The sequence below is a fragment of the Sphingomonas sp. BK481 genome, from assembly GCF_014194875.1.
Taxonomy (GTDB): Bacteria; Pseudomonadota; Alphaproteobacteria; order Sphingomonadales; family Sphingomonadaceae; genus Sphingomonas; species Sphingomonas aerolata.
The window spans coordinates 302,858-317,828 of the sequence record NZ_JACIAP010000002.1; the positions used below are offsets into that span (position 1 = coordinate 302,858).

A 14,971-nucleotide genomic window follows, 5' to 3' on the forward strand; every position below is an offset into this window, starting at 1 on the left:
GATCGGGACGATGACAAATCCGTCACGTCAGCCTGAAAGAGAACACCCGATCAGGAGTCGTCGCCCATCCGCAGCGCGGCGATGAATGCCTCCTGCGGGATGCTGACCGACCCATATTCGCGCATCTTCAGCTTGCCCTTCTTCTGTTTTTCCAAAAGCTTCTTTTTGCGGCTCGCGTCGCCGCCATAGCATTTGGCGGTCACGTCCTTGCGCATCGCGCTGATCGTCTCGCGAGCGATCACCTTGCCGCCGATCGCTGCCTGGATCGGGATCTTGAACAGGTGACGCGGGATCAGGTCCTTCAGCCGCTCGACCATCCCGCGACCGCGTACCTCGGCGGTGCCGCGGTGGACGATCATGCTCAGCGCGTCGACCGGCTCCTCGTTGACCAGGATGCCCATCTTGACGAGGTCGCCCTCACGATAGCCAATCTGGTGATAGTCGAAGCTCGCATAGCCCTTCGACATCGACTTCAGCCGGTCGTAGAAATCGAACACGACCTCGTTGAGCGGCAGCTCGTAGGTCGCCTGTGCGCGGCCGCCGACATAGGTCAGGTTCTTCTGGATCCCACGGCGGTCCTGGCAGAGCTTGAGCACGCTGCCGAGATATTCGTCGGGGACGTAGATCGTGGCCTCGATCCACGGCTCGCTGATCGTTGCGATCTTGTTCGGCTCGGGCATGTCGGCGGGGTTGTGCAGCTCGATATGCGTCGTGCCCGCGGGATCGGGGTGGGTCAGCTCGATCTCGTACACCACCGACGGCGCGGTGGTGATGAGGTCGAGGTCATATTCGCGCGTCAGGCGCTCCTGGATGATCTCCAGATGGAGCAGGCCCAAGAACCCGCAACGGAAGCCGAAGCCCAAGGCCGCCGACGTCTCCATCTCGAACGAGAAGCTCGCATCGTTGAGGCGCAGCTTGGAGATCGACTCGCGCAGCTTCTCGAATTCGGCGGCATCGACCGGGAACATGCCGCAGAACACGACCGGCTGGACTTCCTTGAAGCCCGCCAGCGCTTCCAGCGCAGGCCGCTTCGCATCGGTGATCGTGTCGCCGACGCGCGTCTGCGCGACCTCTTTGATCTGCGCGGTGATGAAGCCCATCTCGCCCGTGCCGAGTTCGGTCAACTGCTCGATCTTCGGGCGGAAACAGCCGACCCGGTCGACCAGATGCATCGTCCCGGTTTGCATGAACTTGATCTGCTGGCCCTTCTTCAGGATGCCGTCGATCACGCGGACGAGGATGACGACGCCGAGATACGGATCGTACCAGCTGTCGACCAGCATGGCCTTCAGCGGTGCCTCCGGATCGCCCTTGGGCGGCGGGATCTTCGTGACGATCGCCTCGAGGATGTCCTCGATGCCGATGCCCGACTTGGCCGATGCGAGCACCGCGCCGGACGCGTCGATGCCGATCACGTCCTCGATTTCCTTGCGGACCTTCTCGGGTTCGGCGGCGGGAAGATCGATCTTGTTGATGACCGGCACGATCTCGTGATCATGTTCGATCGACTGATAGACGTTGGCGAGCGTCTGCGCCTCGACGCCCTGCGCCGCGTCGACGACCAGCAGCGCGCCCTCGCAGGCGGCGAGGCTGCGGCTCACCTCATAGGCGAAGTCGACATGGCCCGGCGTGTCCATCAGGTTGAGGACGTAATCCTCGCCGTCCTTCGCGCGATAGGCCAGGCGCACGGTCTGCGCCTTGATCGTGATCCCACGTTCCTTCTCGATGTCCATGTTGTCGAGCACCTGCTCGGACATTTCGCGCGCGGTCAGACCGCCGGTTTGCTGGATCAGTCGATCGGCGAGCGTCGACTTGCCATGGTCGATATGCGCGATGATGGAGAAGTTGCGGATGCGGGACAATTCGGTCGTCATGCGCGCGCCGTTAGCACCTCGCCGGGCTTATGCCAAAGCTTCCGCATCATCCGTGGCAACGGGGATCATAATCAGCGTCGCTTTCCCTGGTGCCGGATGTTCGCCGGACGCCCGCGCCGCTTGATCTCGCGGCCCGGCTTGCGCGCGCGTGCCGGTCCTGCGGCCCCCTTCCCCTCGGGCATTTCGAAGCGCAGCGCGCCCGATACCGGGTTCGCCTCGGCGAGCTTGAGGTCGAGCATCTGCCCCTGCGCATAGACGTCGCCGCTGTCCTCGCCGACCAGCGTCCGCGTCGCCTCGTCGAAACGGAAATACTCGCCGCCAAGGTCGCGGACCGGCATCAGCCCGTCGCCGCCGATTCCCTCGACGGTCGCGAAGAATCCGAAATTGGTGACGCCGGTGATCCGCACTTCCATGATCTGGCCGACGCGTTCGGACAGGAAGGACGCGACATAGCGGTCGATCGTGTCGCGCTCGGCCTCCATCGCGCGGCGTTCAAGTCGGCTGATCGTCTCGCCGATCGCCTCCATCCCGGCGGCATCCTCGGCAGGCAGACCGCCTGCCCCCAGGCCATAGGCCGCGACCAGCGATCGATGCACGATCAGATCGGCATAACGGCGGATCGGCGAGGTGAAGTGGGCGTAGCTGCCAAGCCCCAGCCCGAAATGCCCGTGATTGGCGGGGCTGTAATAGGCCTGGGTCTGCGTGCGCAGCACCTGCTCCATCACCTGTGGCCGGAAGTCGGCGTCGCCGATCCGCTCGAGCACATGGTTGAACGTCGCTGGCCGGATGACCTGCCCCAGCGCGAACGGCACCCCGAATGTCTCGAGATAATCCTTCAGCGCCATCAGCTTCTCGCGGCTCGGCGGCTCATGGTCGCGGTACATGACCGGCGCCTTCTTGCCCTCGAGCGCCTTGGCCGCGGCGACGTTGGCCGCGATCATGTAGTCCTCGATCAGCCGGTGCGCATCGAGCCGCTCGCGCGGTGCGACCGACATGATCCGCCCCCTCTCGTCGAGCACCACCCGCCGCTCGGGCAGGTCGAGGTCGAGCCGCGCTCGCGCATCGCGGGCCTTCGCCAGCGACGCCCAGCAGCCCCAGAGCGGTTTCAGCACCGTCTCGGTCATGTCGAGCGCCAGCGTACCGTCGATCGCGGCCTGCGCCTCCTCATAGGCGAGGTTCGCCGCGATCCGCACCACTGCACGGGTGAAGCGCCACGACTTGAGCGACCCATCCTTGCCGATAACCAGGTGACAGGCGAGCGCGGCGCGGTCCTCGCCCTCCTTCAGTGAACAGACGTCCGCCGACAGGATCTCGGGCAGCATCGGGACGACGCGGTCGGGGAAATAGACCGAATTGCCACGACGTCGCGCCTCGCGGTCGATCTCGGACTTGGGCCGCACGTAGAAGCTGACATCGGCGATCGCGACGATCGCCTTCCAGCCGCCGGCATTAGCCGGATCCTCGTCCGCCTGCGCCCAGACCGCGTCGTCATGATCGCGCGCATCTTCCGGGTCGATCGCGACGATCGGCAGGTGGCGCAGATCCTCGCGGTCGTCGCCGAGCGGGAGCTGCGCGACGCGCTTGGCCTCGTCGATCGCCTCGACCGCGAACACGTCGGGAATTCCGTGCTTGTGGATCGCAATCAGCGAAAAGCTGCGCGCGGCGAACGGGTCGCCCAGCTTGTTGACGACCCGCGCGGCGATCCGCGGCGGCTTGCCCGCCAGTTCGGCCAGCACCAGATCGCCCGGCGCGGCGCCGCCGGCATCAGCAACCGCGAACTCACGCCGCTCGCGCTTGTCGACGCCGGTCAGCCACAGCCGCCCCGCCTCCTCGCGCAGCACGCCCAGCACCTGCTCCGACGCGGGCGCGAGCACCTTCATCGGATGCGCGGTCCAGCCATTGCCGGCCTCCTCGGTCCGCGCGAGGATCCGCTCGCCGACCCCCAGCGCACCGCGCTTGCGTTCGCGCACGCGCAGCCGCGGCGGGGGCACGCCCTCGGCCTCCCAGCGCTCGGGGACCGCCCAGACATTGCCCGCATCGTCGACGTCGGCGATCCGCAGCACAGTGACCTTCGGCACGCCGCCCATCTTGTGAAACGCGCGGCCGGGAGCGCTGTCGATCAGCCCCTCGTCCGCCATGTCCTTCAGCAACGCCTTCAGTCCGATCTTGTCCTGCGCGCTCAGGCCGAAGCCCTTGGCGATCTCGCGTTTGCCCGCGGGGACGTCCGACGACGCTATGAAGTCCAGGATCTGCTGGCGGGTCGGAAGACCGGCTTTCGGTTTGTACATCCCCACCAGATAGGGTGCGTAGGGCGATGCGTCACCCGTTACCGGCAAGCCTTTGCAACACAGCGAAAATCAATCCTTGCGCCTGAACCTCATGAGCATATCATCACTGGATAAACATAAGGAGAGAGACAGTGACGACGCCGCTACGGCTCGAAGCCGATCCCGAGGACAAGAACCTCGTCATCCTGCAAAGCCTGATCTGCCTGTTGCGCGAGAAGAACATCCTGTCGCGCGCCGACATCGAGGAGCTTTGCGCGACGGTTCAACGCCGCGCCGCCGAACCGGCCAGCGATCCGATGCCCTGCCAGAACGGCGCAGTGCGCGAAGCGGCGATCGAGGTTGCGCATATCGGCGACTATATCGGCCGTCGCTATGGCGGAAAGCACCGTCGCGCGTTGTGACCGCGCCGACCTGTCGCGTCCTAGCCGTTGAGCTCCGCGCGTCGGAAGCACGTGGTTTCGTGATCATTGACGATCCCGACCGCCTGCATCCAGGCATAGACGATCGTCGGACCGACGAACTTGAACCCGCGACTCTTGAGATCGGCTGCGATTTGGGCCGATAGCGGCGATTGCGTCACCAGCTTGGCACCGTCGCCGAGCAATACCGCGCCATCGGTAAACGACCAGCAATAGGTCGCGAAATCCAGACCCGCGTCGCGCATCGCGAGGACCGCGCGCGCGCCGCCGATCGTCGACTCGATCTTGGCCCGCGACCGGATGATGCCGGCGTTCCCCATCAGCCGGGCGATGTCCGCCTCGTCGAAGCGCGCGACCTGTTCCGGGTCGAACCCGGCAAAGGCGGCGCGAAACGCCTCGCGCTTTCGCAACACGGTGATCCAGGCAAGTCCCGCCTGGAAACCGTCGAGCATCAGCTTTTCCCACAGCGCGCGTCCGTCGCGTTCGGGAACGCCCCAGTCGGTGTCGTGATAGGCGCACATCAGCGGATCGTGCCCCGCCCAGCCACAGCGCGAAGGGTGCGTCGTCACAGGGCATTCTCCAGGATTTCGTCGAGCGACGCATTGCGCACGCCCAGCCGGTCGAGCCGGGTCAGCATCGCCGACCACCAGTCATGGAACACCCGCAGATCAGCGGCGTCGCGGACATAGGGCGTGTTGCCGGGGACGAGCGACGGCGAATGGAAGGCGAAGTTGAGCAGTTCGACCCCCTCGCCCACCGCGATCGTCACCGCCTCCAACGCTGCGCCGATCGGCATATCCTCCGGCGTCAACGCGACCCGCGACAACAGCCCCAGTCGCGACGCGACACCGCGCGCATAGGGCACTCGCCCCAGCGCGCGGTACAGTCCCGCACCGTGACCACGCAGCGCGCCGACATACAGCGTTGACAACGGCACGCTAAGAAGCGCGCCCCGGCGGCAGGGACGCGGGTCGCTCGACGAAAAGTCGGGCCCGCCCTCGGCTGAATAGTCATAGCCGGGCCGGACCGAGCTATCGACGCGGTAGCCGAGCGCCGTGAGTGTCGCGACCGTGTCCGGGCCAACCCCGTAGCGACCGGCGCGATACGCGCGCGGGCGTCGGCCAAACGCCGTGGCAATCGCGTCGGTAAGAAAGCGGAGCTTTGCGGCTTCGAGGCCTTCGGGAAGATTTCCCGCAAAGCTCATCGCCGGGGTCAGCGGCTCTCGAAAGGGCGGGTTGACCCAGGGGTGCAGCTGCGCGCCGATCTCCGACCGGCCATCGGCAACGACGTCGCGCAGGATCTCGACGGCGGCGGGGTCGTCGACGATCGGATAATCGACCAGACAGGTCAGCGCGACGCCCTGCTCGCGGAACCGCGCATGCGCCTCAGGGAATGCCGCCATCGCACTCGTCGAATGTCGCGTACGCTCGAATGGCGCGTTCCAGTCGAACTGCTCCTCGACATCGACGAACAGCGTGTAGCGCGGGCCAAAACCCGGCCGCCAGACGATGGGCTCCGGCGGTGAAGCCAGCCTGTACCGCGCGCCGTTCACCGAAACCGGTCGAGAACGCGCTCCATCCGTTCGGCCGCAACGGCAGGTAGCGTGAGGATGATGTGTTCGGACTCGAACGCCATGTGCCCACCCAGTTCGACCGCAAAATTCTGCGCCAGCCGCAGCGCAAAACCGGTGCCCAGCAACGGGGCGCCATCGCGCTCGTGACCGCGGTCGTTGTCGATGCTCAGCAGGATGTTCGTGTCGTGCACCGCCATCGCGCGAGGCCGATCGAAGCGCAGCGCCACCGTATCGCCGCAGCACAGGACCGCGACCATCAGCATCTCGTCCGCGCTGCAGGCCGATACGAGGGTCGCCAGCAGGCGCCCCACCAGCCGTTCGACAGCAAGGTCGTCACCGGCGATGTCGCAATGGGCCGCCGACGGATCGATGACGACCTGGGCGCCGCGCAACGCCGCCAGCGGTGCGAGGTCACGCACCACGCCGTCGAGCAACGGCAGGACGGGCACGATCGTCGGGCGCAGTTCGAGCGCATCGCCTTCAATCCGTGCCGCGGTATCCAGATCCTCGATCGCGGCCAGCAGTTCGGACGCCTGGCTCCGGATCATCGCCGCGCGTTCGCGATAGGTTGCAGGGACCGGGCCGAGCAATTCGGTCTCGATCAGTTCGGCGAAGCCCGCAATCGCATTGGTCGGCGTGCGCAGTTCGTGCACCAGTTGCCGCAACGAATCGGAAACCGGCGACTTGGGCGCGGCCAACGGCTCACCGAGCGACGCAACCTCATCGCGCCGCGGCCGGCGGGCGGTGCCGCGAAACCCGGTAAACCGCCCCGATGCGGGATCGAAGGCCGGGACACCCGAAATACGCCATGCACCGGCAGCGCTCGACAAACCGCCGATCTGGAGCCGCGCCGCGTCGAAGGCGGAGCGCCGCCGGTAGGCGCCTGCCGCGACTCCGTCGATCTGAACCTCACCCTGAACGGCGGCATAGGCCAGCGAGGCGCCAACCAGCGCCGTGCGCGACACGCCGTCGACCCAGCGGATCACGCCCGTCGGATCGGTTTCGTAGCGGAAGCTGTCGGCAACCTCCGCGGCAAAGTCCGTCGCCTCAGGCACGATCCGGTCGCGATTGAACGCGTCGATTCGTTTGACGAGGTCCGAAATCTCGAACCGCTCAGGCTTCGCGACGGGCTCGGGCGCGGCGTCGGTCGCCGGTACCGCCGCGTGACGCAGCGCTTCGGCCACGACTGGCAGACCGCGCGTAATCGCGCCGAGCGTGACAAAGGGCGACGCGGTGCGCGGCATGGTCGGACACGACGGTGATTCCGCTGGAGCCTCGACGGCAGGTGCGGGCACCACGTCATCGACAGAAAGCTGCACCTCTGCACCGGGGTTGATCGCGGGAGCAGCCTCGGACGGCGCCGGATGATGCGCGAGGACGAAATCGGTTGATCCGAAACTCTCAAGACCGCGGCAGACGGGCTCGGGCAGATCTTTCCGATGCCGCAGAACGGATCGGCCCGCCGGGGTCAGCTGAGGCAGCAGAGCAAGCCAGTCATCCGCCGGCAGCATCGCGGTCCGCAACACGGGGGCGGCGATCGCCAAGGTGTCTTCGGCAAAAAACCCTACCAGTGCGACATCGGGCTTCGCGAACGCCAGCGCGCGCGCGCTTGCCGCGCGAACCGTGTCGGGGACCAGCTTGCGCAGCGCCTGCAACCGGGCCAGCGACTCAGCATCGGCAGGGCTACGCCCGCGTCCGATCAGGTCGACCATCTGACGCCACGCCGATTGAGCACCGAAATCCGTGGCCATGTCGGCAGATAGCACGGTCTTCAGGCTGTCGTCGAAGCGCACGGAGTTCCCCGAATGGACGCTGCACCGCCTGCGTCATCAAGCTGTCATACCCTGAGGCGGCCTTGGAAGGAACAACAGAATTGGCGTGCATGGTTATGCCGTGGCGATGTGGGACAATTGCGTTTCGCCGCAACAATCTTATCGCTATGGAGGGTCGATCGCCGTGTTTGACGCGTTTCATGGGAGTTACACGTAATGAGTTTTGACCGGATCGATCGCCAGATCCTGTCGCTTTTGCAGGCTGACGGTCGGATGACCAATGTCGACCTAGCAGACCAGGTCGGGCTGACGGCGCCGCCATGCCTGCGCCGCGTCCGAGCGCTTGAAGAAGCGGGCGCGATCCGCGGCTATCACGCCGATCTCGACGCCGGCCGCCTTGGCTTCCCGATCACCGTCTTCGCGATGGTCAGTTTGCGCAGCCAGGCCGAGCACGACCTGGCCGCGTTCGAAACGCACATCGCCGACATCCCCGAGATCCGGGAATGCCACATGCTCAACGGCGAGATCGACTTCATCCTGAAGATCGTCGCCGCCGACCTGAAGAGCTTCCAGGAAATCCTGACCACGCACCTGACCCCTGCCCCCAATGTCGCCAGCGTGAAGACCTCGCTGACGATCCGCACCGCCAAGGCGCTGTCGGGCATTCCCGTCACGCTCGACTAGGCACAAGTTCGACGCCGCATCCGCAGCGCCCCCTCCGACGCGGGGCACAAAAAAAGGGGACGGCATCGCTGCCGCCCCCTTTTCCATTTCTGCCACCCGCTCAGGCGGCGGGAGCGTTCATCCAGGCCGTCCAGAGCTGCGCCGTCTCCAGACGCGGCGTGGTCTTCACGGCCGCGAACGAGGTCGCCGCACCAGCCTTGTCGCCCGACTTCGCCTGCGCGATGCCGAGATGCAGGTTGACGTCATCGGCATTCACGCCGCCCTTGCTGAGCGCAAGGCGATAGAGTTCGATCGCCTTGGCGTAGTTATCCTGACCGAGATAGGCATCAGCGGTGCCGGCAGCCAGCTTGCCATCGGCGTTGCTCGCGGCCTTCTTCTCGAGCCCGGACAAGGGGCCGTCGTTGCGGATCGCCGTGCCGGTATCCGCCAGTAGGGTCTTCGCCATCGTGTTGGTCGCCGGGATCTTGCCCGCAGCCATGCCTTCCTTGAGCACGGCCTGCGCCTCGCTCGGCAGACCGCGACGGTTCACGCTGTCCGCATATTCAAGATAGTCGTTCTGATCGGCGAGCGACTTGGTCTGGCGCATCAGCCGGAACAGGTCGATCTTCTGCGTCTCGTCGAGCGTGACGACGCCGTTCTGCTGAAGGCCGAACGTTACGATCACGTCGCGCCACGTCTTGGGCGAGGGATAGGCCACCGCGTACTTCTGCAGCCAAGCAAAGGTCTCGGGCTTCAGCTTGGCGGCATTGGCCTTGCTGATCGCATAGCGATAGAAATCCTCGGGTGCCTTCTGGCCGGCCGCGGTCGATGCCGTCACCGACGCGTCGAGATCGGCGAGGCCGCTCTTCACGTCGCCACTTTCCATCTTCGCCTTGACGATCTGGAGGTCGAGGTTGGGATCGGTGAAGCCGAGCGCCTTGGCCTTCTGGAAATACTGGATCGCGACCGGATACTGCTTGCCGTTGAACGCGAGCGCGCCGCGACGATAGGTGTAGCGCCCGCGCATGTCGGCAGGCGTGCTCGGATTGACGATCAGCACGTCGAGCGGACCGGCCAGGACAGTCTCGTTGATCGGAGCATTGGGGTTGGCGGCCTGTGCGGCGGCCAGCTTCTGCTGTTCCAGATCATAGCGCAGCGCGGCGCCGATATATTTGTCGTCGTCGGTCTTCGCGGCTGCGTCGATCTGCGCGAGCGCGGGCTCTGCGGTGGCGAAATCCTTCGCAGCGATCGCAGGCTGTGCGACCTGTGCGGCCTTCAGGACCTCGGGGCTCAGCTTGAGACCGCCCTTGGCCTCTTCCTTCTTGTCCTTGGCCATGGCCGGAACGCTAAGTGCCATGCCGCTCACCCCGGTGGCGAGCACCGCGGCCAGTGCGAGTTTCGAAATGGTCTTCATGCGGGAACTCTCCTCGTGCGTATCTGCGACTTGGCGCGACGCTATATGGGTGTGGCCGATTGCGTTCAAGCAAGCAGCGGGAATCAGGGTGAAGACACGCCTTATGTGTCCCGCGCACTGAACGCCGATTGAACGCGCCGGGTTGCACGGCTAGGTGACCCGCATGATCGCCGTCCTCTCGCCCGCCAAGACGCTCGACTATGAGACCGCCCTGCCCCCCGTCACCCCCACACAGCCGCGGTTCGCCGACGAGGCGACGACGCTCGCGCATGCGGCGGCGCATCTGACGCAGAAGCGGCTGAGCGAACTGATGCACATCTCGCCGGCGCTCGCGAAGCTCAATGCCGACCGGTTCGGCGATTTCGACACGCTGCCCGAACGCCCTGCGATGTTTGGGTTCGCAGGTGACGTTTATACCGGGCTCGACGCGAAGACGCTCGACGAGGCGGCGGTGGACTATGCGCAGGATCATCTGCGCATGCTGTCGGGTCTCTACGGCCTGCTCCGTCCGCTCGACGCGATGCGCCCCTACCGACTCGAAATGGGGACCCGCTGGGCACCCCGTCAGAAGAAGCTGACCGATTGGTGGCGCGACCGGATCGCAAAGCTTCTGGCCGAGGACGTCGCGACCGAAGGCTCAGGGACGATCCTCAACCTCGCCAGCCAGGAATATTGGGCGGCGGCCGATGGCAAGCTGCCCGCCGGGATCCGCGTCGTCGCGTTCGATTTCCGCGAGGGGGAGGCCCAGAAATTTGTCAGCTTCCACGCCAAGAAGGCTCGCGGGATGGCGGCGCGCTGGATGCTCGAGCACCGCATCGACGATATCGAGGGGATGAAGGGCTTCGACACCGACGGCTATGCCTATGACGCGGCTGGCAGTACCGACGCGCAGTGGCGGTTCGTGCGCCGATGAGCAGCGCGGTCGTCATCGGCGCCTCGGGCGGGATCGGCAAGGCGCTGGAAGAGGCGCTGCGCGACGAGGGCACATTCGATGCCGTCCACGGCTTCTCGCGGTCGGCCGATGGCGATCGCCATCTGGACCTGGAGGATGAAGCGAGCATCGCCGCCGCAGCGACGAAGGTCGGGTCGCCGACGCTCGTGATCGTCGCGACGGGCTTGCTCCATGCGGGCGACAAGGGGCCTGAAAAGGCGATGCGCGATCTCGATCCGGTGTGGATGGCGCGCAACTTCGCGATCAACGCGATCGGTCCCGCTTTGGTCGCCAAGCATTTTCTGCCGACGATGCCCAAGGCGGGGCGGATCGTGTTCGCGGTCCTCTCGGCGCGGGTCGGCAGCATCGGCGACAACAAGCTCGGCGGCTGGTACGGCTATCGTGCGTCGAAGGCGGCGCTCAACCAGCTCGTCCGGACGATCGCGATCGAGGACAAGCGGCGCAATTCTAGCGGCATCGTCGTCGGGCTTCATCCGGGTACGGTCGACACCGGTCTGTCGCAGCCGTTCCAGGGCAATGTGACGCCCGGCACGCTGTTCAAGCCGGACCGGGCGGCGGTCCAGCTGCTCGACGTGATCGACGGCCTCCGTGCGCCCGACAGCGGGAAGCTGTTCGCGTGGGACGGGGTCGAGATTACCCCCTGACGCGCGCCTTCGCCTGCCCCGACATCCGTCACCCCGGCGAAAGCTGGCATAACGCGTCGCGCCGACAACCCACAATCACCCGCAAATACCGATGAAACCTCTCCTCTCCCCGCGCGTACGCGTGCGCGGGGGTAGTAAGGTGGTCCCCCCTCGGCTAAGGTGTGTCATCGTACCGAAACAAGCCGAAAGCCTTCAGATTTGACCGACGAGACCATGCTCGCCGAACCCACCGGCGGCGAGCCAGCCGGCATTGCCACCATCTCGATCGTCGACGAGATGAAGTCGAGCTATCTCGACTATGCGATGAGCGTGATCGTCGCGCGCGCGCTCCCCGACGTCCGCGACGGCTTGAAGCCCGTCCATCGCCGCATCCTCTACGGCGCGCACGAAAGCGGCTTCGTCGCGGGCAAGCCGTATCGCAAGTCGGCGCGTATCGTCGGTGACGTGATGGGTAAATATCACCCGCACGGCGACAGCTCGATCTACGACGCCTTGGCCCGCATGACCCAGGACTGGTCGATGCGCGTGCCGCTGATCGACGGTCAGGGCAACTTCGGCTCGATGGATCCCGATCCGCCCGCGGCGATGCGCTACACCGAGGCCCGCCTAGGCAAGGTCGCCAATGCGCTGCTCGGCGATCTCGACAAGGATACCGTTGATTTCACGCCGAATTACGACGGGTCGGAGCGCGAGCCGTCGGTGCTGCCGGCGCGCTTCCCCAATCTGCTCGTCAACGGCGCAGGCGGCATCGCGGTCGGCATGGCGACCAACATCCCGCCGCATAACCTCGGCGAAGTGATCGCCGCGTGCCTTGCCTATATGGACAATGGCGCGATCACGACCGAGGAACTGTTCGAGATCGTCCCCGGGCCCGACTTCCCGACCGGCGCGATCATCCTCGGCCGCGCAGGCGCCAAGTCCGCCTACGAGACCGGCCGCGGCTCGATCATCGTCCGTTCGCGCCACGTCGTCGAAGAGGGCAAGGGCGATCGCCGTTCGATCGTCCTGACCGAAATCCCGTTCCAGACCGGCAAGAACGGCCTGGTCGAGAAGATCGCCGAAGCCGCCAAGGACAAGCGCATCGAAGGCGTCAGCGACATTCGCGACGAATCGAGCCGGATGGGCGTGCGCATCGTCATCGACCTGAAGCGCGACGCGACCCCCGACGTGGTGCTCAACCAGCTCTGGCGGCACACCCCCGCGCAGTCGAGCTTCCCCGCCAACATGCTCGCGATCCGCGGCGGCCGCCCCGAGCTGCTGAACCTGCGCGACATCATCGGCGCGTTCATCACCTTCCGCGAACAGGTCATCACCCGCCGCTCGAAGTTCGAACTCGCCAAGGCTCGCGAGCGCGCGCATCTGTTGCTCGGCCTCGTCATCGCGGTCACCAACCTCGACGAAGTCGTCCGCATCATCCGCGGATCGTCGAGCCCCGCCGAAGCCCGCGGCAAGCTGCTCGCGCGCGAATGGCCGGTCGCGGAGATCGCGCCGTACATCGCGCTCGTCGAGGCAGTCGAGGACAAGCAGCAGGAGGGCATCTACAAGCTGTCCGAGCCGCAGGTCCGCGCGATCCTCGACCTCCGTCTCCACCGCCTCACCGCGCTGGGTCGCGACGAGATCGGCGACGAACTCAAGACGCTCGCGGCCTCGATCGCCGAGCTGCTCCACATCCTCGCCGATCGCGCCAAGCTGTACGAGGTGATGCGCGGCGAGCTGATCGCGATCCGCGACGAATTCGCGACCCCGCGCCGGTCCGAGATCGCCGCTGCCGCCAACGGCATCGACGACGAGGATCTGATCGAGCGCGAGGACATGGTCGTCACCGTGACCATGCAGGGCTATATCAAGCGCACCAGCCTCGACACGTTCCGTGCGCAGGCACGTGGCGGCAAGGGCCGCGCGGGCATGTCGACCAAGGACGAGGATGTCGTCACCGAGCTGTTCGTCACCTCGACGCACACGCCGGTGCTGTTCTTCTCGAACCTCGGCAAGGTCTATCGCTACAAGGTCTGGCGCCTGCCCGAGGGTGGCCCAGCAACCCGAGGGCGCCCGATGATCAACCTGCTGCCGCTGGCGCCGGGCGAGACAATCTCGACCGTGCTCCCGCTGCCGGAGGATCTCAGCGAGTGGAGCCGCCTCCACGTCATGTTCGCGACGCAGCGCGGGCTCGTCCGTCGCAACGCGATGGATGCGTTCACCAACGTGCCGTCGAACGGCAAGATCGCGATGCGCTTCGAAGAGGGTTCGGAGGACAAGCTGATCGGCGTCGCGCTGCTCACCGAGCATGACGACGTCCTGCTCGCGACACGCCTCGGCAAGGCGATCCGCTTTGCCGGCGACGACGTCCGCGAGTTCCAGAGCCGCACCTCGACAGGTGTGCGCGGCGTGACGCTAAAGGGCGACGACGAGGTCATCTCGCTGTCGGTCCTCCACCGCGTCGGCGCGACGCCCGAAGAACGCGAGACGTACCTGAAGTTCGCCCCCTGGAAGGGCGAGCGCGAGGGCGATCACGGCATGGGCGACGAGCGCTACAATGATCTCAAGGATCGCGAGCAGTTCATCCTGACGGTCTGCGAGAACGGCTATGGCAAACTGTCGAGCGCGTACGACTATCGTCGCACCGGTCGCGGTGGTCAGGGCATCACCAACATCGACAATATCGGCCGCAACGGTCCGGTGGTCGCGAGCTTTGCGGCGGCCAAGGGCCATCAGCTGATGCTGGTCACCAACCAGGCCAAGCTGATCCGCACGACGCTGGCGAGCCTGCGCGTCATCAGCCGCAATTCGGCCGGCGTGAAGCTGTTCGACGTGGCCAAGGGCGAGCATGTCGTCTCGGCCGCACGGATCGAGGAAACCGAGGAAGACGCCGAAGTGAACCTGGCCGACGCAACGCCAGAGCTGGCGCCCGACACCGGCGCGACGATCGGCGAGGACACGGCGGCGGGCGATCCGACCGAAGGCCAGGGGGACGGCGAATGAGCCGCGACCCTATCGCCTACAAGGTGCTGACGGGCGAGCAGCTGGCGTCGCTGGAAAGCGGCAGCTTCGCCGGCGCACCGGTCGATCTGGCCGATGGGTATATCCATCTCTCGACGGCGGCGCAGCTGACCGAGACGGTCGACAAGCATTTCACCGGCCAGTCCGACCTGTACGTCGCCGCAGTCGATCTCGAAGCGATCGGCGACGACGTGACATGGGAAGAGTCGCGCGGCGGCCAGCTCTTCCCGCACATCTATAACGGTCCGCTCCTGCTCGAGACGGTGCTGTCCTACAGCCCGCTCGAACGCGACGATGCTGGCCAGGTGAAGCTTCCCGTAGCCGGCTAAAGCCCTGACCATCCTCCCCCGCCAGGGGGAGGTGGCAGGCAAAGTG

At 65.9% G+C, this 14,971-nt stretch carries 12 protein-coding genes; 6 read left to right on the forward strand and 6 right to left on the reverse strand.

Annotated features, from left to right (window positions below; all coding sequences use genetic code 11):
• Positions 1–50 precede the first annotated feature (50 nt).
• Positions 51–1,874 (reverse strand): translation elongation factor 4, encoded by a 1,824-nt coding sequence (lepA, locus tag FHY04_RS05260; protein WP_031439917.1) that lies wholly within the window; start codon positions 1,872–1,874, stop codon positions 51–53.
• A gap of 71 nt (positions 1,875–1,945) precedes the next feature.
• On the reverse strand, positions 1,946–4,162 hold the full coding sequence (locus tag FHY04_RS05265) for a ribonuclease R family protein (protein ID WP_183935681.1): 2,217 nt from the start codon (positions 4,160–4,162) through the stop codon (positions 1,946–1,948).
• A gap of 131 nt (positions 4,163–4,293) precedes the next feature.
• Here FHY04_RS05265 and FHY04_RS05270 point away from each other — a divergent pair, with 131 nt between their 5' ends.
• On the forward strand, positions 4,294–4,563 hold the full coding sequence (locus FHY04_RS05270; RefSeq protein ID WP_183935682.1) for a hypothetical protein: 270 nt from the start codon (positions 4,294–4,296) through the stop codon (positions 4,561–4,563).
• 20 nt (positions 4,564–4,583) lie between these two features.
• Here the strand turns inward: FHY04_RS05270 and FHY04_RS05275 are convergent, their stop codons facing one another.
• From FHY04_RS05275 to FHY04_RS05285, 3 genes are read right to left on the reverse strand one after another with little or no spacing between them, the layout of a single operon-like run.
• Positions 4,584–5,150, reverse strand: coding sequence for a DNA-3-methyladenine glycosylase I (locus tag FHY04_RS05275; RefSeq protein WP_183935683.1), 567 nt, complete (start codon positions 5,148–5,150; stop codon positions 4,584–4,586).
• Positions 5,147–6,133 carry a polysaccharide deacetylase family protein gene (locus tag FHY04_RS05280; RefSeq protein WP_183935684.1) on the reverse strand — a complete coding sequence of 329 codons (987 nt, stop codon included), beginning with the start codon at positions 6,131–6,133 and terminating at the stop codon, positions 5,147–5,149. The genes FHY04_RS05275 and FHY04_RS05280 overlap by 4 nt, the downstream gene beginning before the upstream one ends.
• Positions 6,130–7,947, reverse strand: coding sequence for a histidine kinase dimerization/phospho-acceptor domain-containing protein (locus FHY04_RS05285; RefSeq protein WP_311723764.1), 1,818 nt, complete (start codon positions 7,945–7,947; stop codon positions 6,130–6,132). The genes FHY04_RS05280 and FHY04_RS05285 overlap by 4 nt, the downstream gene beginning before the upstream one ends.
• Positions 7,948–8,142: 195 nt before the next feature.
• Between FHY04_RS05285 and FHY04_RS05290 the strand changes: the two genes are divergently transcribed.
• Complete coding sequence (locus tag FHY04_RS05290; RefSeq protein WP_031393257.1) at positions 8,143–8,610, forward strand: Lrp/AsnC family transcriptional regulator; 468 nt, start codon at positions 8,143–8,145, stop codon at positions 8,608–8,610.
• Positions 8,611–8,710: 100 nt separating this feature from the next.
• Here FHY04_RS05290 and FHY04_RS05295 read toward each other — a convergent pair whose 3' ends face one another.
• Positions 8,711–10,003, reverse strand: a complete 1,293-nt coding sequence (locus FHY04_RS05295; RefSeq protein WP_183935685.1) for a hypothetical protein — start codon at positions 10,001–10,003, stop codon at positions 8,711–8,713.
• A gap of 163 nt (positions 10,004–10,166) precedes the next feature.
• On the opposite strand from FHY04_RS05295, the gene yaaA reads away from it, so the two are divergent.
• From yaaA to FHY04_RS05315, 4 genes are all read left to right on the forward strand, one after another.
• Entirely contained in the window at positions 10,167–10,916 is a 750-nt protein-coding gene (gene yaaA / locus FHY04_RS05300; RefSeq protein WP_183935686.1) for a peroxide stress protein YaaA, read from the forward strand.
• Positions 10,913–11,599, forward strand: a complete 687-nt coding sequence (locus FHY04_RS05305) for an SDR family NAD(P)-dependent oxidoreductase (protein WP_056408676.1) — start codon at positions 10,913–10,915, stop codon at positions 11,597–11,599. Before yaaA ends, FHY04_RS05305 begins: the two co-directional genes overlap by 4 nt.
• Before the next feature lie 198 nt (positions 11,600–11,797).
• Positions 11,798–14,578 (forward strand): DNA gyrase subunit A, encoded by a 2,781-nt coding sequence (gyrA, locus tag FHY04_RS05310; protein ID WP_107933066.1) that lies wholly within the window; start codon positions 11,798–11,800, stop codon positions 14,576–14,578.
• Positions 14,575–14,925, forward strand: a complete 351-nt coding sequence (locus tag FHY04_RS05315) for a DUF952 domain-containing protein (protein ID WP_031439907.1) — start codon at positions 14,575–14,577, stop codon at positions 14,923–14,925. The genes gyrA and FHY04_RS05315 overlap by 4 nt, the downstream gene beginning before the upstream one ends.
• Positions 14,926–14,971 lie beyond the last annotated feature (46 nt).